At 62.6% G+C, this 22,234-nt stretch carries 23 protein-coding genes, 1 tRNA gene and 1 pseudogene; 11 read left to right on the forward strand and 14 right to left on the reverse strand.

Annotated features, from left to right (window positions below):
- Positions 1–9: 9 nt before the first annotated feature.
- Positions 10–83 (reverse strand) — tRNA-Gln (locus tag RWK44_RS31165).
- 162 nt (positions 84–245) lie between these two features.
- Here RWK44_RS31165 and RWK44_RS31170 point away from each other — a divergent pair.
- Genes RWK44_RS31170 through RWK44_RS31180 form a run of 3 tightly spaced genes read left to right on the forward strand, consistent with a single transcriptional unit; the run spans position 246 to position 3,364 of the window.
- Positions 246–1,157 (forward strand): MBL fold metallo-hydrolase, encoded by a 912-nt coding sequence (locus RWK44_RS31170; protein ID WP_316029893.1) that lies wholly within the window; start codon positions 246–248, stop codon positions 1,155–1,157.
- Positions 1,158–1,193: 36 nt separating this feature from the next.
- Positions 1,194–1,646, forward strand: a complete 453-nt coding sequence (locus RWK44_RS31175) for a thiol-disulfide oxidoreductase DCC family protein (protein ID WP_316029894.1) — start codon at positions 1,194–1,196, stop codon at positions 1,644–1,646.
- The gene (locus RWK44_RS31180) at positions 1,643–3,364 is read left to right on the forward strand and encodes an SDR family oxidoreductase (protein WP_316029895.1); all 1,722 of its coding nucleotides are present in this window, start codon (positions 1,643–1,645) and stop codon (positions 3,362–3,364) included. The genes RWK44_RS31175 and RWK44_RS31180 overlap by 4 nt, the downstream gene beginning before the upstream one ends.
- Positions 3,365–3,660: 296 nt before the next feature.
- Here the strand turns inward: RWK44_RS31180 and RWK44_RS31185 are convergent, their stop codons facing one another.
- Positions 3,661–4,086 (reverse strand): hypothetical protein, encoded by a 426-nt coding sequence (locus tag RWK44_RS31185; RefSeq protein ID WP_168284329.1) that lies wholly within the window; start codon positions 4,084–4,086, stop codon positions 3,661–3,663.
- A 248-nt stretch (positions 4,087–4,334) separates the two neighbouring features.
- Positions 4,335–5,246, reverse strand: coding sequence for a DUF1499 domain-containing protein (locus RWK44_RS31190; protein WP_131642501.1), 912 nt, complete (start codon positions 5,244–5,246; stop codon positions 4,335–4,337).
- Between the two features lie 339 nt (positions 5,247–5,585).
- Here RWK44_RS31190 and RWK44_RS31195 point away from each other — a divergent pair, with 339 nt between their 5' ends.
- On the forward strand, positions 5,586–5,978 hold the full coding sequence (locus RWK44_RS31195; protein ID WP_316029896.1) for a hypothetical protein: 393 nt from the start codon (positions 5,586–5,588) through the stop codon (positions 5,976–5,978).
- Between the two features lie 35 nt (positions 5,979–6,013).
- Here the strand turns inward: RWK44_RS31195 and RWK44_RS31200 are convergent, their stop codons facing one another.
- Positions 6,014–6,568: an ankyrin repeat domain-containing protein gene (locus tag RWK44_RS31200; RefSeq protein WP_316029897.1), complete on the reverse strand. Its 555-nt coding sequence runs from the start codon at positions 6,566–6,568 to the stop codon at positions 6,014–6,016.
- A gap of 15 nt (positions 6,569–6,583) precedes the next feature.
- Positions 6,584–6,829, reverse strand: a complete 246-nt coding sequence (locus tag RWK44_RS31205; protein ID WP_003546063.1) for a hypothetical protein — start codon at positions 6,827–6,829, stop codon at positions 6,584–6,586.
- Between the two features lie 124 nt (positions 6,830–6,953).
- Between RWK44_RS31205 and RWK44_RS31210 the strand changes: the two genes are divergently transcribed.
- Complete coding sequence (locus tag RWK44_RS31210; protein ID WP_131666608.1) at positions 6,954–7,151, forward strand: hypothetical protein; 198 nt, start codon at positions 6,954–6,956, stop codon at positions 7,149–7,151.
- A gap of 16 nt (positions 7,152–7,167) precedes the next feature.
- On the opposite strand, the pseudogene RWK44_RS35095 reads toward RWK44_RS31210, so the two are convergent.
- A pseudogene (locus RWK44_RS35095) lies at positions 7,168–7,317 on the reverse strand (tRNA lysidine(34) synthetase TilS); the annotation flags it as partial.
- A gap of 276 nt (positions 7,318–7,593) precedes the next feature.
- Here RWK44_RS35095 and RWK44_RS31215 point away from each other — a divergent pair.
- Positions 7,594–7,872, forward strand: a complete 279-nt coding sequence (locus RWK44_RS31215; protein ID WP_316029898.1) for a hypothetical protein — start codon at positions 7,594–7,596, stop codon at positions 7,870–7,872.
- Between the two features lie 36 nt (positions 7,873–7,908).
- On the opposite strand, the gene ppdK is transcribed toward RWK44_RS31215, so the two are convergent.
- The 4 genes from ppdK to relB form a co-directional block, all read right to left on the reverse strand.
- Positions 7,909–10,617 carry a pyruvate, phosphate dikinase gene (ppdK, locus tag RWK44_RS31220; protein ID WP_316029899.1) on the reverse strand — a complete coding sequence of 903 codons (2,709 nt, stop codon included), beginning with the start codon at positions 10,615–10,617 and terminating at the stop codon, positions 7,909–7,911.
- A gap of 849 nt (positions 10,618–11,466) precedes the next feature.
- Positions 11,467–14,928, reverse strand: coding sequence for a chromosome segregation SMC family protein (locus RWK44_RS31225; protein WP_221964148.1), 3,462 nt, complete (start codon positions 14,926–14,928; stop codon positions 11,467–11,469).
- 96 nt (positions 14,929–15,024) lie between these two features.
- The gene (locus RWK44_RS31230) at positions 15,025–15,795 is read right to left on the reverse strand and encodes a DsbA family protein (RefSeq protein ID WP_373423267.1); all 771 of its coding nucleotides are present in this window, start codon (positions 15,793–15,795) and stop codon (positions 15,025–15,027) included.
- 188 nt (positions 15,796–15,983) lie between these two features.
- Positions 15,984–16,208: a type II toxin-antitoxin system RelB family antitoxin gene (relB, locus tag RWK44_RS31235; protein WP_077976493.1), complete on the reverse strand. Its 225-nt coding sequence runs from the start codon at positions 16,206–16,208 to the stop codon at positions 15,984–15,986.
- 59 nt (positions 16,209–16,267) lie between these two features.
- Between relB and RWK44_RS31240 the strand changes: the two genes are divergently transcribed.
- The gene (locus RWK44_RS31240) at positions 16,268–16,633 is read left to right on the forward strand and encodes a hypothetical protein (protein ID WP_077976494.1); all 366 of its coding nucleotides are present in this window, start codon (positions 16,268–16,270) and stop codon (positions 16,631–16,633) included.
- A 27-nt stretch (positions 16,634–16,660) separates the two neighbouring features.
- Here RWK44_RS31240 and RWK44_RS31245 read toward each other — a convergent pair whose 3' ends face one another.
- Positions 16,661–17,158 carry a DUF721 domain-containing protein gene (locus RWK44_RS31245; protein WP_151518344.1) on the reverse strand — a complete coding sequence of 166 codons (498 nt, stop codon included), beginning with the start codon at positions 17,156–17,158 and terminating at the stop codon, positions 16,661–16,663.
- A 108-nt stretch (positions 17,159–17,266) separates the two neighbouring features.
- Here RWK44_RS31245 and mutY point away from each other — a divergent pair, with 108 nt between their 5' ends.
- Genes mutY through RWK44_RS31260 form a run of 3 tightly spaced genes read left to right on the forward strand, consistent with a single transcriptional unit; the run spans position 17,267 to position 19,346 of the window.
- Positions 17,267–18,358 (forward strand): A/G-specific adenine glycosylase, encoded by a 1,092-nt coding sequence (mutY, locus tag RWK44_RS31250; RefSeq protein ID WP_316029900.1) that lies wholly within the window; start codon positions 17,267–17,269, stop codon positions 18,356–18,358.
- Between the two features lie 2 nt (positions 18,359–18,360).
- A complete protein-coding gene (locus tag RWK44_RS31255) occupies positions 18,361–18,975 on the forward strand; it encodes an HAD family hydrolase (protein WP_316029901.1) in 615 nt (204 codons plus the stop codon).
- A gap of 5 nt (positions 18,976–18,980) precedes the next feature.
- Positions 18,981–19,346 (forward strand): nuclear transport factor 2 family protein, encoded by a 366-nt coding sequence (locus RWK44_RS31260; RefSeq protein ID WP_316029902.1) that lies wholly within the window; start codon positions 18,981–18,983, stop codon positions 19,344–19,346.
- A gap of 158 nt (positions 19,347–19,504) precedes the next feature.
- On the opposite strand, the gene RWK44_RS31265 is transcribed toward RWK44_RS31260, so the two are convergent.
- From RWK44_RS31265 to RWK44_RS31275, 3 genes are all read right to left on the reverse strand, one after another.
- Positions 19,505–20,656 (reverse strand): site-specific DNA-methyltransferase, encoded by a 1,152-nt coding sequence (locus RWK44_RS31265; RefSeq protein ID WP_316029903.1) that lies wholly within the window; start codon positions 20,654–20,656, stop codon positions 19,505–19,507.
- A 142-nt stretch (positions 20,657–20,798) separates the two neighbouring features.
- Positions 20,799–21,149 carry an antibiotic biosynthesis monooxygenase family protein gene (locus tag RWK44_RS31270; protein WP_131666618.1) on the reverse strand — a complete coding sequence of 117 codons (351 nt, stop codon included), beginning with the start codon at positions 21,147–21,149 and terminating at the stop codon, positions 20,799–20,801.
- The gene (locus RWK44_RS31275; protein WP_017993201.1) at positions 21,146–21,475 is read right to left on the reverse strand and encodes an NIPSNAP family protein; all 330 of its coding nucleotides are present in this window, start codon (positions 21,473–21,475) and stop codon (positions 21,146–21,148) included. The genes RWK44_RS31270 and RWK44_RS31275 overlap by 4 nt, the downstream gene beginning before the upstream one ends.
- A 72-nt stretch (positions 21,476–21,547) precedes the next feature.
- Between RWK44_RS31275 and RWK44_RS31280 the strand changes: the two genes are divergently transcribed.
- Positions 21,548–22,234: an ArsR/SmtB family transcription factor gene (locus RWK44_RS31280; RefSeq protein ID WP_168284301.1), complete on the forward strand. Its 687-nt coding sequence runs from the start codon at positions 21,548–21,550 to the stop codon at positions 22,232–22,234.

The raw sequence follows: 22,234 nt of genomic DNA on the forward strand, positions 1-22,234 counted from the left end.
TAGAAAAACTGGCTGGGGCGCCTGGATTCGAACCAGGGATGACGGTACCAAAAACCGTTGCCTTACCGCTTGGCGACGCCCCACCAGAGCTTGAGCGGAAACCGCCTGCTCAAATCGACGCCTGATTAGCAAAGCTCTTCGCCTGTCACAATGACTAAGTTTAACCTGGCGCAGATTTATGCGCTGCGTAGCACCCGCCGTCGTGCTAGGAAGTGGCGACGTCATCGGCCCGAGATCATTCCTTCATGGACAGTCCCGCATTCGACCTCGCTTTCGAGCCGGCCTATGGGCGCGCCGTGCCGGTTGCCCCTGGTGTCGAGCGGGTTACAGCGAACAATCCCGGGCCTTTCACCTTTTTCGGCACCAACAGCTATATCGTCGGCTCTTCCTCGGTCGCTGTCATCGATCCCGGCCCGGAGGACGATGCGCATTTTCAGGCACTGATGGCCGCCCTTGGCGGCCGCGCGGTGACGCATATCTTCGTCAGCCACACGCATCGCGACCACTCGCCGCTGGCCAAGCGCCTGCAGGCGGCAACGGGGGCGGTGACGGTGGGCCAGGGGCCGCACCGGCCGGCGCGGCCGCTGCGGGATGGCGAGATCAATCCCTTTTCCGAAAGCTCGGATCTGTCCTTCGTGCCGGATATCGCGATCGGCGATGGCGAGACGATTTCGGGCGATGGCTGGTCGCTGAGCGCGGCGCTGACGCCGGGGCATACGGCCAATCATTCCGCCTTCGCGCTTGCGGGATGCGAGATCCTGTTCTCAGGCGATCACGTCATGGCCTGGTCGACCTCGATCGTCGCGCCGCCGGATGGTTCGATGGCGGATTACATGGAATCGCTCGAGCGGCTGATTGCGCGTGAGGACCGCCTGTTGCTGCCCGGCCATGGCGGGCCGGTGACACAGCCCGCAAGTTTCCTCAAGGCGCTGAAGGCGCATCGGCTGAAGCGCGAACAGGCGGTGCTGGCGCGCATCCGGGCGGGCGATGGGCGGATTGCCGAGATGGTGAAGGTGATCTATCGCGATACCGATCCGAAGCTGCATGGGGCGGCCGCCCTTTCCGTGCTTGCCCATATCGAGGATCTTTTGGAGCGCGGCGAGATCGCGGCGGATGGGCCGCCTTCGCTTGCCGCCCACTACCGGCCGGCGGCATGAATATGAGGGTGGGGTCATGAGGAAGGGGACATAACGATGACGCCTCGAGCCGATTACAGCTATCGCAACGATGCCGATGTGCCCGCCTTTGCCGATGACCGGCCGTTGATCATCTTCGATGGCGAATGCGTGTTCTGCTCCGGCTGGGTGAAATTCGCGCTGAAACATGACAGGCAGCAGCGATACCGCTTCCTCGCCGCGCAGACGCCGCTCGGCGAAGCGCTCTACCGGCATTACGGGCTGCATGCGCGCGATTACGAGACCAATATCCTGATCGAAAACGGCCGTGCCTTCTTCAAATCCGACGGCTCGATCCGCATGGTGGCGGGCCTCGGCTTTCCCTATTCGCTGGTCAAGATCTTCCGGCTGCTGCCGCGGCGGGCGGCCGATGCGCTCTATGAATTCATCGCCCGCAACAGGCTGAAGCTTGCCGGCCGGCAAAGCTGCATGGTGCCGACGCCGGAGCAGCGCAGCCGGTTCATCGCATGAGCGACGAGAGGTTTTGCCTGCTCATCATCGGCGGCTACGGCACCTTCGGCGGGCGGCTCGCCCAGTCGCTTGGCGATGAACCGCGGCTTAGGCTGCTGGTTGCCGGGCGCTCGCTTGAAAAGGCCGACGATTTCGTTGCCGATCTCCGGTCGCCGAAAGATGGCGCCGAGGGCCTCGGAAGCAACAATCTCGGCGCGTTGGTGCAGGCCGTTCGCTTCGATCGTGACGGTGATCTCACCGAACAGCTGACGCGGATGAGGCCTCATCTCGTCATCGATGCCTCGGGACCGTTCCAGAGCTTCGGCAAGGATCGCTATAAGGTGGTGGAGGCCTGCATCGATCTCGGCATCGATTATGCCGATATTGCCGACAGCACCGGCTTCGTCGCCGGCATCGGTGGGCTCGATGCGGCAGCCAAGGCCAAGGGCACCTTCGCGCTCTCGGGGCTCAGCAGCCTGCCTGCGCTTTCCTTCGCAGCACTCGAGGCGATGGCGCCGCATTTCTCCCGGATCGAAACTGTCGCGGCGGGCATTGCGCCCTCGGCTCATGTGCGGATCGGGCTCAATGTCGTGAGGGCGATCGCAAGCTATGCCGGCAAGAAGATCACCGTTCGGCGCGATGGGCGGCCGGCCGCCGGGCGCGGGCTGATCGATTCGATGCGGGTGACGGTGGCGGCGCCGGGGGTTAAGCCGCTGCGCAGCCGGAAATTCCTGCTGGTGGATGCGCCGGATCTGGCGCTGCTGCCGGCACGTTTTGCCGGCCTCAAATCCAGCTTCACCGGGGTCGGAACGGAGCCGCAGCCGCTGCAGCATTTGCTCAGCCTTGCGGCAAGGCTCGTCCATCTCCGACTGCTGCCATCGCTGCTGCCGTTTTCACGGCTGCTGCAGCGCGCCAGCCACGTTTTCGCGGTCGGCGAACATCGCGGCGGCATGTTCGTCCGCGTGACCGGCGACGATCATGCGGGCGAGCGGCTGACCTCAGGCTGGCATCTGATTGCCGAAGGTGATGACGGGCCGTTCATTCCCATCATCGGCGTGGACGCGCTGGTGCGACGGCTGCTGACCGGTGTACGGCCGGAGAGCGGCGCGCGGCCGGCGGCCGGGGAATTGCGGCTTGAAGATTTCGAAGCGGCCTTCCGGCGTTTTCAGATCACATCCGGCATCCGGATGGAACACGAGGCAGCACCCCAGCCGCTCTACCGGCAGATTCTCGGCAGCGCCTGGGAGCGGCTGCCGCCTGCCCTATCGGCCCTGCATGCGGGCGGCGCGCGCGTCGCCTCCGGCCGGGCGCGGATCGAGCGCGGCGGCGGGCTGCTGGCGAGGATCGTCGCCGGGGTGATCGGTTTTCCCCGAGCGGGCGAGGATGTGCCGGTTACGGTGCGTTTCGTGCCCGACGGCGACAAGGAGATCTGGACACGCGATTTCGGCGGCACGGTGTTCCGCAGCTGGCAGGTCGAGGGCAAGGGCCGCGACCGGCATCTGCTCGCCGAAGTCTTCGGGCCGTTCCGGGTGCTGATGGCGCTGGTGCCGGATGGGGAGAAGCTGCGGCTCGTCGTGCGCGGCTGGCGGTTCTGCGGCATTCCGCTGCCACTGTTTCTGGCGCCTGGCGGGGATACCTATGAGGAGGAGCGGGATGGGCGCTTCCACTTTCATGTGGAGATCGGCGGGCGGCTGACGGGGTTGGTGGTGCGGTATACGGGGTGGTTGGTGGTGGAGTGAGGAGGCTGCGGTGATGCCGCCTTGGAAGATGCGCCAAGTGCCCTCCCGCACCTCTGCCGGCGTGCCGTGATACCCCCCTCTGCCCTGCCGGGCATCTCCCCCACAGGTGGCTAAACCTTCCTGCCCATCTACCGTTTCGCCGTGCTGTGACACCAGTTGTTTGGGGAAGCCGGTGCGCCCAGCCAATCTCCCCACCTGTGGGGGAGATGCCCGGCAGGGCAGAGGGGGCTGACGGGGTGGTGGGTGCAGTATAGGTGGTGGTTGGATCTTGAGATTTGAGAGGCCCAATCCACTGATCAAGCAACAGAAAACTTATTCAAGGGATGGGGCTCGGTCGTGTATTCCATCGAGAGAATTGAGATTGTCAAACTGCTCAATAGCTGAACATCAATCTCACAGCTCTCAGGAACGTATATATAGATATCATCCGGCCTCTTATAGGCAGCTACACTTATGCCGCCCCGCTTTCTAACGGCGAACGTATGAATGACTGAATTTTTAACATCGGGCTGAATCTGCAGTGCGCATTTCACAACGCGATCAAACTTTAAAAAGTCATCCGGAACATGGAGAGAAAAGATCTTGCCCATCGGAGAAAAATCCAAAAAGTGGCAGCCGGCGACAAATTTTAGATAAGTCTCACCTGAAAGAGTTTTGACGAAACCGAATTCATCAAGAGTCTCCTGGTCAGACACACTCAGAAAATCGACATCGCTTCCCATAACAGCCCCTCTCCCCCTTTGATGCGGTACAAGGCGTCGAATCTGCCGCACCCTATCCCGGCCCTTCGCTTTGGGCTCAGGGCGTTCGCAACTGCAATCGATTCGCTGGATCGATTGCTGGCGCTTTGCGCCACCGGTACGGGGGTTGAGTCCGCCGCACCGTATCCCGGCCCTTCGCTTGGGCTCAGGGCGTTCGCCGCTGCAATCGATTCACTGGATCGATTGCTGGCGCTTTGCGCCACCGTTGCTCACCCACCCGCAATTCCCAACAGCTCAGCATCCAGCGCCTTCAGGTAATCGCCGGCGATTTCGGCGCTGAAGCCGAGGTCGTGTTGGCCGTAGCGGGAGGCGACGCGGATGTCGACGAAGGTGGTCTCGGCCTCTTCGCGCAGCCGAATGATGAAATCGAAGCGCAGGCCGAGGATCAGCGTGCGGGTGGTGCCCTGCAACGTCACGCCGTTGACGCCGCGGATCAGCTTGGCGACATCGTCGTCATAGGGGCGCGGCGTCGGCACGGGGATGGTATCAGGCGCATCGGCCACGGCATCGTCGCCCGGCTGCGGCGGCTTGACCGGTCTGTCCTCGGGATCGCGGCCCGGCTCTGTGTCGCCGCTGCTCTCGGTGATGGTCATGCCGCTCATCTTGGCGACCTTGCGCACCGCTTCGAGCACGCGGTCGAGCGCGCCCTCATAGCGCCGGCCGGTGAGTTCGGGATAGGCAGCGAGCTGCTTTTCGCGATCCTCCGGCGTCACCTGCACCTTGCGCTTCAGCCAGATCTGGTCGAAATACGGATAGGAAAGCCAGTCGGGCGCGGAGACCGGATCAGTGGAAACGTCGTAGATATCGGGCAGCGTCAGATAGCGCTCGGTGGCATAGGCGCCAAGCGCCAGCGGAAAGGCGGCATAGATCAGCGCCGCCAGCGCCGCCAGTCCGCCCTCAGCCCCCGTCATCCAGAGGCTGCGCAGCCCGATGGCTGCCAGCATCGCCGCGAGCAGCGCGCAGCCGGCAGCGACAATCAGCAGCAGCACCAGATAGGGCGTGGCGAGGCCGCCGAAGCGATGGGCGATTATGACAGCCAGCGCCAGAACGAGGGAAAACGCCCCGATGAGCCGCGAAGAGCGGGCGGCGCTGGAAACGGGGCGGTCATAGCGGATGGCCATCAAACTTACCGGTTGCTCGTCAGCGCCCGCGCGTTCGACCACGCAAATCGCCTCCACCCTGTTTAGAGCATGATGCCGAAAAGTGTGAAGCGGTTTTCGGACGACATCATGCTCTATTCTTTGATTTAGATCCGGATTCAGATTTTAGGCCGGCCCGGCCTAAAATCATCCGGATCTGGGGCAAGATTCGGCTAAATTGAAACTATTGTCTGAGGCATTGCGTTGGAATCCACGGCGATGGCCGTGGCGAAACGGCGGCCGCTTCATAAGCCCTTGCTGATATGTCAAAAAAAGGCCATTCTGCCGCGGTTTCATCTCCAGATGCAGAGGAGAGACGGGATGATTTCACCCGAATTGGCAGCAAGGCCGCAGGCGTCTGCGCTTGGCGGGATCGACCACCAGTCCGAGCCGACGCTGCCGATGGAGCTGCTCGAGCTCGAACTTTCGCTCGAAGGTTATGCCGGCGGCGATGCCGGCTTCTGCGAGGCCGTGCGCCAGGCGGCGGCACGCTCCGGCGGCGAATTGCTGTTCGATCTTCCAGCCGGCGGCCTCATCGACGATTGCCGCCGCATCGCCGTGCTGCGGATTCCTGACGATGGCCACGAGATGCGCGTCGTGCTGGCGCTGCTCGACGGTAACGGCACCGAAATCCGCATGCAGGCGCCCAATGAAGAGACCGCACCGCTGGTGCGTTTCGCCGATGCCTTCATCGAGGTGCTGGAGCGGATCTGAGGCTCAGAGCACGGGTGGTCGCTGAAACCTCGGCGTCAGTTCCTCTTCCCGCTTCTCGTCATCAGGCCGATAAGATCCTCGTCGCCACTTTGCCGCGCGATGTCGAAGGCTGTCACGCCGCTATCATCCTTGGCATTGGGATCTGCGCCGTTCTCGATGAGCGCGGCGATAACATCAGGCCCATTCTGCCGGTTGAGCATTTGGACGATAAGAGGCGTTCGGCCGCGATTGTCGCGAGCCTCGATGTCGGCCCCCTTCTCTATGAGGAGATTCACCGCCTCAGGGTCGGTGATGATGTGGAGAATGCTTATCCCCTCGTCATTCCTGGCGTTGATATCGGCTCCGTTCGCAAGCAGAAGCTCCAGGATTTCCCGTTCGAAATACATGTCGAGAAGGTGGACAGGTTGGAATCGATATTCATCGACGGAGGTCGCGAGAGATGGATCCGCCGCAAGCATGGCTCTTACCGTCGTGAGATCTCCCACCTGGACGGCATCATGAAATTTCTCGGCGACTTCGGCGTTGGTAGCAGTGGCTGAACTGAGTGAAAGTCCCAAGATGGCGATCACGCGCAGGAAAAAGCCAAGCATTGTTACTCCGAAAAACTACCGGCGCTCGGCCGCGGCTTCCGCAACGCTGCGGAAGGGGAACTTGCGCCCGCATTCGCATTTGATGACGAAGTTTTCCTGGTGGTTGGAAGGTCGCTGCACGCCAAAGCCGCGCGGCAGCTGATCGACCTTGAAATCCGGATGCTTGCGCTTGGGATCATCGACTTCCGAGGCTTCGGCAAAACCCTCATTACCGCATTGCGGACAGTTCAGTTTTTTCGAAAATCGATCGCGAAGGGCCATGCTCGTTCCAAGGTTTCCGGCCGCTCATGGAGTGGCCATGCTTTCCTCATACATAGGAATGGCCCTCGGCGAAAGTGGAACCAAGTGCCAAGCCTGCCGTTCCTTTTTCGAAAAGGAGGCACTCATGCCCAACAGAGACCCGATCCCGACACCCAATGCCGATACGCCACGCGGCCCGACGCCGACGCCTGGCATTCCCGACCGCATCCAGGAAAAACCACCGCTGACACCGGCTCAGGACCCGGGCGACACGAAGAACCCGGAGGATCCGCCGCTTAATCCGGCGCTGCTGCCGATCGGAGATCCGGCTGGGGCGGCGTGAAGTCGTGAGAGCGTCACCCCCAATCTCCCTCATTCCTGTGCTCGTCACAGGAATCCAGTGCGCCCAAGTCCTTGGGCGCAGGAGACCTGCTTCACCTATGAGAGTCATTCACCGCGCAGACGCGCGGTGGCTGGATTCCTGTGACGAGCACAGGAATGAGGGAGGAGAGGTTGGGTGCAGGAGGCTGTAAGGAATGGCAGACCCGGCCTCCTCATCCGCCCTACGGGCACCTTCTCCCCGAGGGGAGAAGAGGCAATCGAGAGGTTGCGGCCTATCCCCTTCTCCCCTTGGGGAGAAGGTGCCCGTAGGGCGGATGAGGGGGCCGCACGGTAAACGGCTCACTTTATCACCCAGCACTCAGCGATCTCCTGGGCCAAGAGCAGCTTGACGCCCTCGCCCGAATGGCCTTTCCTCTGAGAAAAGCATTCCAAGGACCAAACCAATGCGCATTCGTCTCCTCATCACCGTCATGGCCACCATCGTCGCCGGGCTTTCCGCCTGTCAGACGATGACGCCGGAGGAGCGGCGGGCGGCGGATGAGCAGCGGTGCCTGAGCTATGGCTTCCGCCGCGGCACAGATGGTTTTGCCGCCTGCCTGCAGCGCATCGATCTCGACCGGCGCGCCGAATCACGGGCGCAGAGTGCCGAGATGATGAACCGCATGGCCTGGGATCTGAACGGACCCTACGTTTACCGCGATCGTTGGCGCTATCGTTACTGAGTACCCGGGCGCCCTGCCCCACACTCCACCGCTATTTTACACGGTTGCCCGCAGGTCCTTCGGACCCCGCCGGATCTCGTCCAGACTGCCTGCAATCACCGCCTGCGCTGCCGCCAGTCTGGCGATCGGCACGCGGAAGGGCGAGCAGGAGACATAGTCGAGGCCAATCGTCTCGCAGAAGCGGATCGAGGCCGGGTCGCCGCCATGTTCGCCGCAGATGCCGAGCTTCATGTCGTTGCGGGTGCGCCTGCCGCGTTCGGCGGCGATGCTGATCAGTTCCCCGACACCGTCGAAATCGAGCGAGATGAAGGGATCGTGCTCGATGATGCCCTTGCGCTGATAGGTGGGGATGAAGGCCGAGGCGTCGTCGCGCGAAATGCCGAAGGTGGTCTGCGTCAGGTCGTTGGTGCCGAAGGAGAAGAATTCGGCGGCTTCGGCAATCACATGGGCGCGAAGGGCCGCACGCGGCAGCTCGATCATCGTGCCGACAAGATAATCGATCTTCATGCCGGCCTCGCGCATGACGTCGCCGGCGACCTCGTCGATGCGCGCCTTGACGTAATCGAGCTCGGTGCGCAGGCCAACGAGCGGCACCATGATCTCCGGCACCACGGCAGCCCCGGTTTCCTTGGCTGCGGCGACCGCCGCCTCGAAAATGGCGCGGGCCTGCATCTCGACGATTTCGGGATAGGAGATCGCCAGCCGGCAGCCGCGATGGCCGAGCATCGGATTGAACTCGTGCAGCGCATCGACGCGCTGGCGAAGCACGGATGCCTCCATGCCCATGGCGAAGGCGACTTCGGCCACCTCGTCATCGGTCTTCGGCAGGAATTCGTGCAGCGGCGGATCGAGCAGGCGGATCGTTACCGGCAGGCCGTGCATGACGGTGAAAAGGCCGGTGAAATCCAGCCGCTGCATCGGCAGCAGCTTGTCAAGCGCCAGCCGCCTGCCCTTCTCATCGACAGCAAGGATCATCTCGCGCATCACATGGATGCGCTCGCCCTCGAAAAACATGTGCTCGGTGCGGCAAAGGCCGATGCCTTCGGCGCCGAAGGAGCGGGCAGCCAGCGCATCGGCCGGCGTATCGGCATTGGTGCGCACCGTCATGCGTCGGGCGCGGTCGGCCCAGCCCATGATGCGGCCGAAATCGCCAGACAGCTCCGGCTGGATCATCGGCACCTCGCCTTTCAGCACCTGGCCGGCCGAACCGTCGATGGTGATGATATCGCCCTTCTTCAGCGTCACGCCGACGCCGAGCAGCCGCTCGTTGCGTTGATCGATGCGCATGGTGCCGGCGCCGACGACGCAAGGGATGCCCATGCCGCGGGCAACGACCGCCGCATGGCTGGTCATGCCGCCGCGGGTCGTCAGAATGCCTTCGGCGGCGTGCATGCCGTGAATATCCTCGGGGCTGGTCTCGACTCTCAGCAGGATGACCTTGCGGCCTTCGGATTCCGCCTCGACGGCCTCTTCCGCGGTGAAGACGATGGCGCCGGTGGCAGCGCCGGGCGAAGCCGGCAGCCCGCTACCGATCACCTGGCGGGTGACGCGCGGATCGATCGTCGGGTGCAGCAGCTGGTCGAGGCTGGAGGGCTCGATGCGCAACACCGCCTCGTCCTCGGTGATCACCCCCTCGTCGACCATGTCGACGGCGATCTTCATTGCCGCCCGGGTCGAGCGCTTGGCCGATCGGGTCTGCAGCATCCACAGCTTGCCGCGCTCGATGGTGAATTCGATATCCTGCATGTCGCGGTAATGGATCTCGAGCTCGGTGCAGATGCGGCAGAGCTCGCGGAACGCCTCCGGCATCAGCTTTTCCATCGAGGGTTTTTCGGAGCCGGAGGAAATCCGCCCCTCCTCGGTGATGCTTTGCGGCGTGCGGATGCCGGCCACGACATCCTCGCCCTGGGCATTGACCAGGAATTCGCCGTAAAGCGCCCTCTCGCCGGTCGAGGGGTTGCGGGTGAAGGCAACGCCGGTGGCGGAGCTATTACCGAGATTGCCGAAGACCATCGCCTGGATGTTGATCGCCGTGCCCCAAGCTTCCGGAATATTGTGGAGCTGGCGATAGGTGACGGCGCGCGCGCTCATCCAGCTGGAAAAGACGGCGCCGACGGCTCCCCAGAGCTGGACTTCGGGATCCTGCGGGAATTCCTGGTCCAGCTCCTCCTCGATCAGCCGCTTATAGAGGGAGACGATATGCTGCCATTCCGAGGCGCTGAGTTCAGTATCGAATTCATGGCCGAGCTTGGCCTTCTCGTCTTCCAGGATCTCCTCGAAGGCATCGTTGCCGAGGCCCATGACGACATCGGCATACATCTGGATGAAGCGGCGGTAGCTATCCCAGGCAAAACGCGCATCACCGGCATCATGGCCGAGCGCCTGCACCGTCTCGTCGTTGAGGCCGAGATTGAGCACGGTGTCCATCATGCCCGGCATGGAGACACGGGCGCCGGAGCGCACCGAAAGCAGCAGCGGCTGGCTGACCGAGCCGAAGCGGCGGCCGGTGATTGCCTCGATCGCCGATATGCCGGCGCGCACCTCAGCCTTCACCGCATTCTCGATGTGGCGGCCATTCTTGTAATAGGTGTTGCAGGCGTCGCTGACGATCGTCAGCCCCGGCGGCACAGGAAGTCCGAGCGCACACATTTCCGCGAGATTGGCGCCCTTGCCGCCCAGAATCCCATGATCGCGCGCCCGGCCCTCAGCCTGCCCGTCGCCGAACCTATAGACCCACTTGGTCATCTTCCCCCCAACACCAAATCGAGATTAGCTTAATCCGTTGGAGTTGAAATGAAAATCGACAAATGCGGCAGAATGTTGCGCTGCACAATAAATCTTCGCCGCGGCCGGCGTCGAAACGATTGAAAGGTGCCAAAACAGCCAACAAGGCACAAAAAAAGCTTTGCGGGACTGCAACAATGTCCCGCAAAGCCTTGTTTCCGTCCGGCCAGGAAAACCGGACGGGGGGTCCCTCAACCAAAAAACGGCTCAGCTTTTTCTCAAACAGAACCGCTCTGACCGCGTCTTACGCAATTCCTGGGAAAATAGATCGCTACTTCCCAAGATTTGCTCTCGGTTTCCGGTTCTTGCCCTCGCCCGGAAAACCGCACGCAAATTCGACAATGCGCAACCTCTGGTCGCCCGCTTTCCAGCAGAGTAATTAGGTTGCGTTGAAACAACTTCTAATGCAAGTCAGCGAAAAGAGCATCACCCAAATGGGGTACAGACGGCAAGAGAGCCGACCTTTTTTGGTGTTTATTGCTCAGCCCTTGATTTTACGCAATTTGTGGACGCAAACCCGCGTCATCGCTTTACGGAAATTGCGTCGGCGCTCGGCGTCTGAATGGATGCTCGGTTGGCGCCAATGGCTGCCCCTCACCCTAACCCTCTCCCCGTTCTGACGGGGCGAGGGGACGTGCCAAACGCAGCGTCGAGATTGGGGGAAGCCGGTGCGGCATGTCCCCTTCGCCCCGTTTACGGGGAGAAGGTGCCGGCAGGCGGATGAGGGGCTGCTCTCGCCAATCCCCTGGGCCGGGATGTCCAGTGACAAGAAGCCCTTCCCCGACGCAGAAAACGCGTTCGTCGAAAACCTCAGGCAATCTCGCGCAGGCGCTCGGCCATTTGCAGGTCGACGGAGACGAGCTGGGAGACGCCCTGCTCGGCCATGGTGACGCCGAACAGGCGGTTCATGCGGGCCATGGTGATCGGATTGTGGGTGATGATGACGAAGCGGGTTTCGGTCGAAGCCGCCATTTCGTCCATCAGATTGCAGTAGCGCTCGACATTATGGTCGTCGAGCGGCGCATCCACTTCGTCGAGCACGCAGATCGGCGCCGGATTGGTGAGGAACACGGCAAAGATCAGCGCCATTGCCGTCAGCGCCTGTTCGCCGCCGGAGAGCAGCGTCATGGTCTGCGGCTTCTTGCCGGGCGGGCGGGCGAGGATTTCGAGGCCGGCTTCCAGCGGATCGTCGGATTCGATCAGCTGCAGCTCGGCGGTACCGCCGCCGAAAAGATGGGTGAACAGCCGCTGGAACTGGGCGTTGACGATGTCGAAGGCGGCGATCAGCCGTTCGCGGCCCTCGCGGTTGAGGCTCTGTATGGCGCCGCGCAGCTTGCGGATCGCATCGATGACGTCGTCGCGTTCCTTGATCAGCGCTTCGAGCTTTTCGCTCAGCTCCTTCTGTTCCTCGTCGGCGCGCAGGTTGACGGCGCCCAGCCGCTCGCGCTCGATCCTTAAACGTTCCAGCTCGCGCTCGACTTCGCGCGGATCGGGAAGCGCCTGCATGGTCGGCCGCCCGGTCAACTGCAGCGCCTCGTGCGGGGCGACGTTCAGGACCTCGCGGATGCGGCCTTCGCTTTCCTGCCGCTTCTCGCGGGCCGAAACCAGGCGCTCCTCGGCGCGGCCGCGGCGTTCACGGCATTCGGCAAGTTCCGACAGGGCCGTCGTCGCCTTCTGGTCGGCCTCGCGCTGGATGCGTTCGGCCTCGGCCAGAAGGTCGCTCGCCTGGCGGCGCGCCTCCTCGGCCTTCTGCAATTCGCTGAGCAAGGCGCGGCGCTTGTCGTCGAATTCATCCGGCGCCAGTTCGAGCTCGGCTGCCTCTTCGCGCGCCTCTTCCTCGCGCTCGCGCAGTGTGGCGACATGGTCTTCGGCACTTGCCGCCCGCTGGCGCCAGGTCTCGCGCTCCTGGCCGATCGCCATGATGCGGCGCTGGCGGGCCTCGTTTTCCCTCGCGAGGCTTTCATGGCGGGCGCGGGTTTCGGCCAGCGCGCCGCGATCGGTCGCAACTTCCGCCTGCTGGAACCGCAGCCGCTCGTCGATCGCAGTCAGATCGGGCGCGTCCTCCAGCTCGATGCGGGCAGTCTCTTCCTGGATAGCGATCTCCTCCAGCTGCGACCGCAGCTGGCTGGCGGCCTCGCTGACAACATCGCGGCGGCGGATCAGATCGCCGGAGGCTCGCTCGGCGGCAACAAGCGCCTCGCGCGCCTCAGTGAGATGGCGCGCCGACAGGCGGCTCATGTCGCGCGCCTCGGCAAGCCGGCGCTCCTCGGCGCGGATCGCTTCGGCAGCGGCTGCCTGCCGCTCTTCGGCTTCGGCAAGCACGTCGCGGGCAAGAGTGGCTTCGCCTTCGAGCTCGGCTAGGCGGTTCTTCTGGGCCAACCGAAGGGCGGCCGCACTCGGGGCGTCGGCACCGGTGACATGGCCGTCCCAGCGATAGACCGCGCCCTCTTTCGTCACCAGCCGCTGGCCGGGTTTCAGCGCCGCCATCAGCGAACCGGCATCGCCTTCCGCCACCAGGCCGATCTGGCGCAGGCGGCGGGTGAGTGCTGCAGGCGCGCGGACATGGGCAAGCAGCGGCGCAACACCGGATGGAAGGGCGGGATCGGCAGCACCGTCACCATTGTCCGACCAATGGGCTGGCGCCTCGGCATCGAGCGGCGATTCGAGATCGTCGCCGAAGGCGGCACCGAGTGCGGTTTCGAAGCCGCGGTCGACCTTCAGCTCGTCGGCAACCGGCGGAAATTTGCCGGCCGCGGCACCGGCGGCGAGCATGCGGGAAATGGTCCGGGCCTCGGTCTCCAGCGCATTCAGGCTGGAGCGGGCCTGCTCGACCGGCGCGCGCGACAGCGCCTCGGTCTGGCGGGCGCTAGCCAGCGCCTGGTCGACCGCCTGGACCGCGGCTTCCGCATCGGCGACAGCGATTTCGCCGGCCTCGACGATGGCGCGTTTTTCGTCGGGATCGGGCAGGCCGGCGATCTTCTCGCCGATGGCTGACAGTTCGTGGTTTGCCTCATCCATCTGGCGTTCGAGGCGCATCCGGCGGTCGGCGAGATCGCGGATGGCGCGTTCCAGCTGGTTGCGGCCGGCGGCAGCCTCGGCGCGCTCGGCCGTCAGCTGGGTGAAGATGCGCTCGCTGTCGGCAAGTTTTGCCGCCGCGCCCTCGAAGGCCTCGCGGGTTTCCTCGGCATAACGGCCGGAATCGGCGAGAATTTCCGAAATCTCCGCCTCTTCGGCGTCGAGTCTCGCCAGGATGACGGCATTGTCGGCCACCAGCCGCTGCTCGCGACTTATATCCTCGGCAAGCTGAGCGAGACGGCGGGTCAGCTCGTCGCGGCGGCGCAGGATGCGGCCGGCATCTTCCTCCAGCTGGCTTCTGGCGATCTGCAGGCGCTGCAGGGCGGCGGCGGCACGCGCCTCGCCCTCGCGCAGTTCCGGCAGCTTGAAGCTGGCGATAGCTTGGTTCTTCGCCGCCTCCATCTGCATCTGCGCCTTTTCGGCGACGACGGAGGTCGCCTGGTTCAGCGCGCTGTCGGCCTCGGCCTCGGCCTCCTTCGCCTGCACCCAGCGGATATGCAGCAGCATCGCCTCGCGGGCGCGGATATCGGCAGACAGCGTCTTGAAGCGGTTTGCCTGGCGGGCCTGGCGCTTCAGGCTCTCGATCTGGCTTTCGAGCTGCGAGGTGACATCGTCGAGACGCTCGAGATTGCCTTCGGCGGCACGCAACCGCAGTTCTGCCTCGTGGCGGCGGGAATGCAGGCCTGAAATGCCGGCCGCCTCTTCCAGCAGCTGGCGGCGGGCCTGCGGCTTGGCCTGGATCAGCTCGCCGATACGCCCCTGCCCGACCATCGAGGGCGAGCGCGCGCCGGTGGAGGCATCGGCAAACAGCAGCTGCACGTCCTTGGCGCGGCTTTCCTTGCCATTGATGCGATAGAGCGAGCCCTGTTCACGCTCGATGCGGCGGGTGACCTGGATCTCGTCGCTGTCGTTGAAGGCGGCAGGCGCGGTGCGCTCGGCATTGTCGAGATAGAGTGCCACTTCGGCGGTATTGCGCGCCGGGCGGTTTCCCGAGCCCGAAAAGATCACGTCGTCCATGCCGGAGGCGCGCATGTTCTTGTAGGAATTCTCGCCCATCACCCAGCGCAGCGCCTCGACCAGGTTCGACTTGCCGCAGCCATTCGGCCCGACGACGCCGGTCAGCCCGCGCTCGATGATGAATTCCGTCGGTTCGACGAAGGATTTGAAGCCGACCAGGCGCAGCTTGTTGAACTTCATGCAGCCGCTCCGGGGCGCGGGGCGGGCTCGTCATGCAGCCACAAAAAAACAGGCGCACGGCTTTCGCCGTCGCCCGTTCTATCGAAACGATCCGGTTCAGAGCAGGCTGTCGATGAGCTTCGACAAAGTGTCAACCGGCATGTCTCCAGAGTAGCGCTTGCCATTGATCAGGAAAGTCGGGGTGGCGTTGACGCCGAAATCCTTGGAACCTCTTTCCCGCGTGGCGTTCACTTCATCCAGAAGCTTCTGGTTCGTCAAGCATTTCGTGAAGCTATCCTCAGTAAATCCGGCAAGCTTCGACATCTGCAGCAGTGCGGCGCGGCCATCGTCGGCGGCGGCCCAGACCTGCTGCTGCTTGAAGAGCATCGAAACCATCGGGAAATACTGTTCCGGCGTGCTCAACTGCTCCGGATTGGAAGAATTGCAGCGGGCGAGCATGAAGGCAGCGGCGGCGCGCGGGTCGAAGGGGAATTCGCGGATGATGAACTGCACCTTGCCGCTGTCGACATATTTCTGCTTGATCGTGTCGAAAACGGTGTTGTGGAAATGGGCGCAATGCGGGCAGGTCATCGACATATATTCGACGATCTTGACCGGGGCATCGGCCTTGCCGAGCGCCATTTCCGGCAGCACGCCGGGCTTCAGCACTTCGGCCATGTCGACATCGCCGTCGGACTCCGGCATTTCGGTCGCCGAGGTGGCCGCCGTCTGCATGGTGTCGACATTGGTGCCATCAGCCATGGTCTTGCCGGAGGACGAAGCATCGGCAGCGTCGTTGCTGTCGTTGCAGGCGACAAGCACTACGGCAGCTGCGGCGATGGCGATACCGCTGAGCAGGCGGCGTTTCGTCAGTTGCATTTCGGACATCTGCATGGATTCCCCATAGATAGTGAGATTGACGGCATGACTGTGCGATATAACGGCTGGCGGCCACTCACAAGGCACGGTTCGCCAACTTCCTTCAAAGAATTGTGACCGTGGTGGGACGACTAGACCAAAAATTGCAGGATTACATCGAGGCGGCGGCCCACCTCGTATCGGCTGCTCGATGAAACTCAGTTGTCCAAGCCATGACGCGCCAACAGCTCGGCCAGCGGCACGGTATCGCTCTCGCCCTGACGAAGCTCTTCCAGGCGTTTTTCGGAAAGATAGACATCCTCGAGGTCGTCGAGATGCGCGAGGATGGCTTGCCGCGCATAGAAGCTCTTGCTGCGGCCGGTACGCCTCGAAAGCTCAATCAGCCGCGCTTCGATATCAGGGGGCAACTGCAAGACCAGCATGATTTTTTCTCCCGTCTGCTGTACAAGTATAGCAGACGATTATTCAGAGGGATATTTGAATACATTCGTTGACTAAGACTTTTCTCTATTACGTTCTTATTACATCTGTCGCATTGGCCATAAACGTCAAGAGCGTGGTCGCGGCTGAAGACAGCGGTAGTATTGCTTTCAACCAGATGCTTAAATGTCTAAAGCTGCCTGCGGACGCGCCGAGTGCTTATAGCTTCCTGATTGTAGCGGTCATCAAGGATGGATCTGCCGACTTTTTATCCATCAACTTCCGAACACCGCCATCCGAATGGGAAAAAACGGCAGCCCCGTTGATCGCTGATGCGATCACGCAGTGCGAGCCTTATGGCTCAATCTCGGGCAGGATGGAATTTGCTGTTACCCGCGAGCTTGTCGAAGCAGGATCAAAAAACTAAGCATGCGGAGATAGGGCGTTTTGCTCATCAGCGTTGATTCCCCCGTTTCCCCATCACCGCGGTCCCCAAACGCTGGATCGCCTGGCGCAGCTTGTCGTTCTCTATCCCCTCCATCATGCCTTCGAGCTTGCGGGCGGCTTCGCCCTTCAGCGGCGGCGGGGTGCGGGAGCGGCGGGTGGCTTGTGAGACCGGCTTCTGGACGATGCGGATCTGGTGGACGGCGGCAAAGCCGAAGAAGCTGTTGATGCGCTGGATGAGTTCGCCCTGGGCATGGGTGAGGAAAAGTGCACGCGCGCCTTCGCAGGCAATGGTCAGCACGCCGGGGCGGAAGCCGCCGGTCTCATTGCCGCCGCGGGCCCAGGCGATCTTTTCAGGCCGGGTGCAATCGGCGAAATCCTCGCCGGCGATTTCGCTCCACGAGCCGAGCAGAGCCGTGTTGATGCCGGCGCGCCTCGCAAGCACGGGGTCGATCAGCCCGTTCGCCAGCTCGGAAATCTGCTTTGCACCTTTACGTGGATAACTCATCGAAACCCTTCAGCGACGCCGCCAATTCGCATGCCAACTCGTATTGGCGACTTGATCGCGCGGCATTGCTTCGCCAAGTATAGGCACTTCCCCCCATCGCGGCAAATCATGACGATCACCACACTCGACACGCCCTCAGCCAAGCCCCTGCTCGACTGGTACGATCGCCACCACCGCGACCTGCCTTGGCGCGTTTCGCCGCGCATGGCGGCCCGCGGCGTCAAGGCCGATCCCTATCGCGTCTGGCTGTCCGAGGTGATGCTGCAGCAGACGACGGTGCAGGCGGTCAAACCCTATTTCGAAAAGTTTCTGCAGCGTTGGCCTCAGGTGACCGATCTTGCCGCGGCGGAGACCGACGCGGTGATGGCCGCCTGGGCGGGGCTTGGCTATTACGCGCGGGCCCGCAACCTGAAGAAATGCGCCGAAGCGGTGGCGACAGAGCATGGCGGCATCTTTCCCGATACTGAAGAGGGCCTCAAGTCGCTCCCCGGCATCGGCGACTATACGGCAGCCGCCGTCGCGGCCATCGCCTTCAACCGGCGGGCGGCCGTCATGGACGGCAATGTCGAGCGGGTGATCTCCAGGCTTTATGCAATTGCCACGCCGCTACCGGCCGCAAAGCCCGGGATGAGAGAGAAGGTGGCGCTGTTGACGCCTGCCGATCGGCCCGGCGATTTCGCCCAGGCGATGATGGATCTCGGCGCGACGATCTGCACGCCGAAGCGGCCGGCCTGTTCGCTCTGTCCGTTCCTCGGTGCCTGTGCGGCGCTGAAGCTTTCCGATCCGGAGCTCTTTCCGGTCAAGGCGGCGAAGAAGGAGAAGCCGGTCAGATATGGCGCGGCCTTCATCGCAGTGACCGGTGATGGCGAGATCCTGCTCAGACGGCGCATCGACAGCGGCCTGCTCGGCGGCATGACCGAGGTGCCGACTAGCGCCTGGACGGCGCGCATCGACGGCGAAACCTCGGCTGATGCCGCCCCCTTCGATGCGGCATGGCAGGCCGCTGGCACCGTCATCCATGTCTTCACCCATTTCGAGCTCAGGCTTTCGATCTGGCGTGCGGCTATCGCTGCCAAGGTCGCCATGAATGACGGATGGTGGGAGCCGGTTACAAATCTTGAAGCCCAGGCATTACCAACCATCATGAAAAAAGCGATCGCAGCGGCTATTCCTCTCGCGTTTAAAACATCCAAGGGATGACCATGACCACCGACATAAGACATATCGTTTTCGACATCGGCAAAGTCCTAATTCATTACGATCCGCATCTTCCCTTCAGCCGTCTCATTCCCGATGAGACCGAGCGCAACTGGTTCTTCGACAATATCTGCACCCATGACTGGAACATCGAGCAGGACCGCGGCCGCACCTGGTCGGAGGCCGAAGCGCTGCTGATAAAACAGCACCCGGCCCGCGAAGAGCATATCCGCGCTTTCCGCAAATATTGGCACGAGATGGTGCCGCACGCCTATGACGACAGCGTCGCGATCATGGAAGGGCTGATTGCCGAAGGGCGCGACGTGACAATGCTGACCAACTTCGCCTCCGACACCTTCCGCGAGGCGCAGGCGCGCTTCCCCTTCCTGACCAAACCGCGCGGCGTCACCGTTTCCGGCGATGTCGGCCTGATCAAGCCCGATATCGCCATCTACGAGACGCATACGAAAAGCTTCGGCCTCGATCCGGCAGCGACGATCTTCATCGACGACGCGCCTGTTAATGTCGAAGGCGCCAAGACCTTCGGCTGGAATGCGGTGCTGTTTTCGGGGCCCGAGAAGCTGCGCAGCGATCTTGCCTGCTATGGGGTGAAGGTCTGAGACCCATGGCTTTCGATCCGGCAAAGCAAATCGAACTCTTCCACGCCGCCATCAACGCCCTCGATTTTCCGGCGATCGAGGCCTATTTCGCTGAGGATGCTACCTATGTCTCGAACGGCGTCGGCGATCTCACCGGCCGGATCGAGATCATGGCGGCCTTCCGGCGCTATTTCGACGACTATCCCGATCAGACGGCGGAAAATTCACTGGTGGAAACGTTGACGCCGCTCTCCGGCCGGTCGGTCTGGTCGGTACGCGCCACCCACAGCAAGACGGGCAAGCCGCTGATCCGCGAGGGCGAGGAGACGATCACCTTCAACGCGGAAGGCCGCGTCACACGGGTCGAGGTCACCGATTACCAGGAGTTCTGACTAAAGCAATTCCAGCAAAAGTGTGCAGCGGTTTTGCGTCCGGAGTTGCGCAAAAACAAAAGAGGACGCCCGGGTTTGACCCCGGGCGCCTTGGTCTTCTTCCGCAACTGGAGGGAAATCGGAAGAAGGTGGTTTCGATCCGTCAGAGGCGTTGCTCACTACGCCTTTGCCAGATCACTGCGGATGACGGACCTGAGATCGTCGATCGGGCGCAGGGACTGCCCGTCTTCGAAATGCCAGAAGGTCCATCCGTTGCATGCATCGAGACCCTGCACCTTGGCGCCGAGACGATGAATGGAGCCGGCCTCGCCGCCGGAAGCTACCGTGCCATCGGCGCGGACAATCGCGCTATAGCGGCGCTTGGCGTCGGTAAGCACCTGGCCGGGCTTGATCAGGCCGCTTTCAACAAGCACGTTGAAGGCGACACGCACTTCCGCCTTCTTGCCGGTCATGACGGTCAGTTCCGCCTTGCCGAGCGGCTCAACGGCGGCGATGCGGGCCGAGGCCGCATCGATATAATCCTGCTCACGCTCGATGCCGACGAAGTGACGGCCGAGACGCTTGGCGACCGCACCCGTCGTTCCCGAGCCGAAGAAGGGATCGAGCACGATATCGCCGGGCTTGGTCGAGGCCATGATGACACGCGCAAGCAGCGCTTCCGGCTTCTGCGTTGGATGCGCCTTCTTGCCGTCCTCGCCCTTCAGCCGCTCGCTGCCGTTGCAGATCGGGAAGAGCCAGTCGGAGCGCATCTGCACGTCGTCATTGGCGGCCTTCAGCGCATCGTAATTGAAAGTATAGCCCTTGGCCTTGGCGCTGGGGCTTGCCCAGATCATCGTCTCATGGGCGTTCTGGAAACGGCGGCCCTTGAAATTCGGCATCGGGTTGGTCTTGCGCCAGATGATGTCGTTGAGGATCCAGAAATTCAGATCCTGCAACGTGGCGCCGACGCGGAAGATATTGTGATAGGAGCCGATCACCCAGATCGAGCCTGATGGTTTCAGCACCCGGCGGCAGGCCAGCAGCCAGGCGCGGGTGAAGGCGTCATAGGCCTCGAAGGAGGCGAACTGGTCCCATTCGTCGTCGACCGCATCGACCAGCGACTGATCGGGACGATGCAGCGTTCCGCCGAGCTGGAGATTATACGGCGGATCGGCAAAGATGATATCGACGGAGTGGCTGGGCAAAGCCTCAAGGGCGCTGACACAATCACCCTTGATGATCGTGTCAACCCATGAATCCGACCGGGATCCCGGCCGGGAATCCGACTTGACGGAAGCCTTGAGGTCGGCAAGCGGAAAAACTGATGCCATTCTGATACTCACTCATACGCTCTACGCTTAACTGTCCGTTATGGTTACGCAACTTAGTTACCAAAGCCTGAAGCGGTGGCCGATTTCGGGAATTTATTCGGGTGGCCGATGAGTGAGCGGCAGACTTTGCCGCCGCCGGCGATCAGGCGGCGTCGTGAACGCTTCGGCTGTCGGCCGGCGCTTCGTCGCGTTCGAACATGCCGTAATCGCGGATGACACTGGCGATCCGCAGGCGATAATCGGCGAAGATGCCGCAGCGTCCGGCCTGCTGGGCCGCCCGGTGAACCTCGAGATTGCGCCATTCCTTCACCGCCGCCTCGTCGCGGAAAAAGGAGAGCGACAAGAGCTTGCCGCGCGTCGTCAGGCTCTCGAAACGCTCGATCGAGATGAAGCCGTCGATCTTTTCGAGTTCGCCGCGCAGCTCGCCGGCGAGATCCAAATATTTGTGGCGTTCGCCCATATAGGGCACGACTTCGAAGATGACGGCGATCATGGCAGCACCAGCTTGGCGTGAGGGGCGGAGACATTTTTGAGGAAGATACGATCCTCCTTGAGGATGAAGCCTTCGCGTCTGGCAAATTCGTAATTCTCGCGGCCGAGCGGGTCGGCAGCCAGCCTGGCGCGATAGGCTTCGTAGGCGGCGAGGCTTTCGATATTATAGACGCCGTAAGCCGTCGTTGCCGATCCCTCATGCGGGCCGTAATAGCCGATCAGGTCGGCGCCGTTTTTCGGTATCGCCTGGCCCCAGTTGCGGGCATATTCGGCAAACGCCTCCTTCTTGAAGGGGTCGATCTGATAACGGATGAAGCAGGTGATCATGGGTTTTCTCCTTTGGCTCTTCACCCGTTTTCGCACATTGCCTGACGGCGATGCTTCGGTTACGATCGAAGGATGAAGGAAGGTCCTGACATTGCGCAGATCGGCGCGCTCATCGGCGATCCCGCTCGCGCCAACATGCTGGCGGCGCTGACCGGCGGCCGGGCGCTGACGGCGACCGAGCTTGCCGGCGTCGGCGGCATCACCGTGCAGACGGCGAGCACGCATCTCGCCAAGCTCGAGGCCGGCGGGTTGCTAGCCCAGCGCAAGCAAGGGCGCCACCGTTATTTCACGCTGGCCGACGAGGCCGTCGCCCGGCTGATCGAAAGCATGATGGGCTTTGCCGCCGGGCGCGGGCATCTGCGCCACCAGCCGGGGCCGAAAGAGCCGGCGCTGCGCAAGGCGCGCATCTGCTACGATCATCTTGCCGGCGATTACGGCGTGCGCATGCTCGACAGCCTGATTGCATCAGGTTCGATCGACGCGGTCGGCGATGGCCTGGCGCTGACGGAAAAGGGCGAAAGCGATCTCCAATGCATCGGCATCGATGTTAGCGACCTCAGATCGTCGCGCCGGCCGCTCTGCCGCTCCTGCCTCGACTGGAGCGAAAGACGCGCCCACCTCGCCGGCAGCCTCGGCAAGGCCCTGCTTTCAAGCTTCCTCGACAAAGGCTGGGCGCGGCGCACGGCGGAAAGCCGCTCGATCCTATTTTCGCCGGAGGGCGACCGGCAGTTTCTGAAGCTTTTTCCGGTCGAGGGCTGA

Source organism: Rhizobium sp. 25PS6 (genome assembly GCF_032464655.1).
Lineage (GTDB): Bacteria > Pseudomonadota > Alphaproteobacteria > Rhizobiales > Rhizobiaceae > Rhizobium > Rhizobium laguerreae.

Coding starts and splice junctions, on each gene's coding strand:
- RWK44_RS31170 (WP_316029893.1), top strand. CDS start 246: ATGGACAGTCCCGCATTCGACCTCGCTTTCGAGCCGGCCTATGGGCGC.
- RWK44_RS31175 (WP_316029894.1), top strand. CDS start 1,194: ATGACGCCTCGAGCCGATTACAGCTATCGCAACGATGCCGATGTGCCC.
- RWK44_RS31180 (WP_316029895.1), top strand. CDS start 1,643: ATGAGCGACGAGAGGTTTTGCCTGCTCATCATCGGCGGCTACGGCACC.
- RWK44_RS31185 (WP_168284329.1), bottom strand. CDS start 4,086: ATGGGAAGCGATGTCGATTTTCTGAGTGTGTCTGACCAGGAGACTCTT.
- RWK44_RS31190 (WP_131642501.1), bottom strand. CDS start 5,246: ATGGCCATCCGCTATGACCGCCCCGTTTCCAGCGCCGCCCGCTCTTCG.
- RWK44_RS31195 (WP_316029896.1), top strand. CDS start 5,586: ATGATTTCACCCGAATTGGCAGCAAGGCCGCAGGCGTCTGCGCTTGGC.
- RWK44_RS31200 (WP_316029897.1), bottom strand. CDS start 6,568: ATGCTTGGCTTTTTCCTGCGCGTGATCGCCATCTTGGGACTTTCACTC.
- RWK44_RS31205 (WP_003546063.1), bottom strand. CDS start 6,829: ATGGCCCTTCGCGATCGATTTTCGAAAAAACTGAACTGTCCGCAATGC.
- RWK44_RS31210 (WP_131666608.1), top strand. CDS start 6,954: ATGCCCAACAGAGACCCGATCCCGACACCCAATGCCGATACGCCACGC.
- RWK44_RS31215 (WP_316029898.1), top strand. CDS start 7,594: ATGCGCATTCGTCTCCTCATCACCGTCATGGCCACCATCGTCGCCGGG.
- ppdK (WP_316029899.1), bottom strand. CDS start 10,617: ATGACCAAGTGGGTCTATAGGTTCGGCGACGGGCAGGCTGAGGGCCGG.
- RWK44_RS31225 (WP_221964148.1), bottom strand. CDS start 14,928: ATGAAGTTCAACAAGCTGCGCCTGGTCGGCTTCAAATCCTTCGTCGAA.
- RWK44_RS31230 (WP_373423267.1), bottom strand. CDS start 15,795: ATGTCCGAAATGCAACTGACGAAACGCCGCCTGCTCAGCGGTATCGCC.
- relB (WP_077976493.1), bottom strand. CDS start 16,208: ATGCTGGTCTTGCAGTTGCCCCCTGATATCGAAGCGCGGCTGATTGAG.
- RWK44_RS31245 (WP_151518344.1), bottom strand. CDS start 17,158: ATGAGTTATCCACGTAAAGGTGCAAAGCAGATTTCCGAGCTGGCGAAC.
- mutY (WP_316029900.1), top strand. CDS start 17,267: ATGACGATCACCACACTCGACACGCCCTCAGCCAAGCCCCTGCTCGAC.
- RWK44_RS31255 (WP_316029901.1), top strand. CDS start 18,361: ATGACCACCGACATAAGACATATCGTTTTCGACATCGGCAAAGTCCTA.
- RWK44_RS31260 (WP_316029902.1), top strand. CDS start 18,981: ATGGCTTTCGATCCGGCAAAGCAAATCGAACTCTTCCACGCCGCCATC.
- RWK44_RS31265 (WP_316029903.1), bottom strand. CDS start 20,656: ATGGCATCAGTTTTTCCGCTTGCCGACCTCAAGGCTTCCGTCAAGTCG.
- RWK44_RS31270 (WP_131666618.1), bottom strand. CDS start 21,149: ATGATCGCCGTCATCTTCGAAGTCGTGCCCTATATGGGCGAACGCCAC.
- RWK44_RS31275 (WP_017993201.1), bottom strand. CDS start 21,475: ATGATCACCTGCTTCATCCGTTATCAGATCGACCCCTTCAAGAAGGAG.
- RWK44_RS31280 (WP_168284301.1), top strand. CDS start 21,548: ATGAAGGAAGGTCCTGACATTGCGCAGATCGGCGCGCTCATCGGCGAT.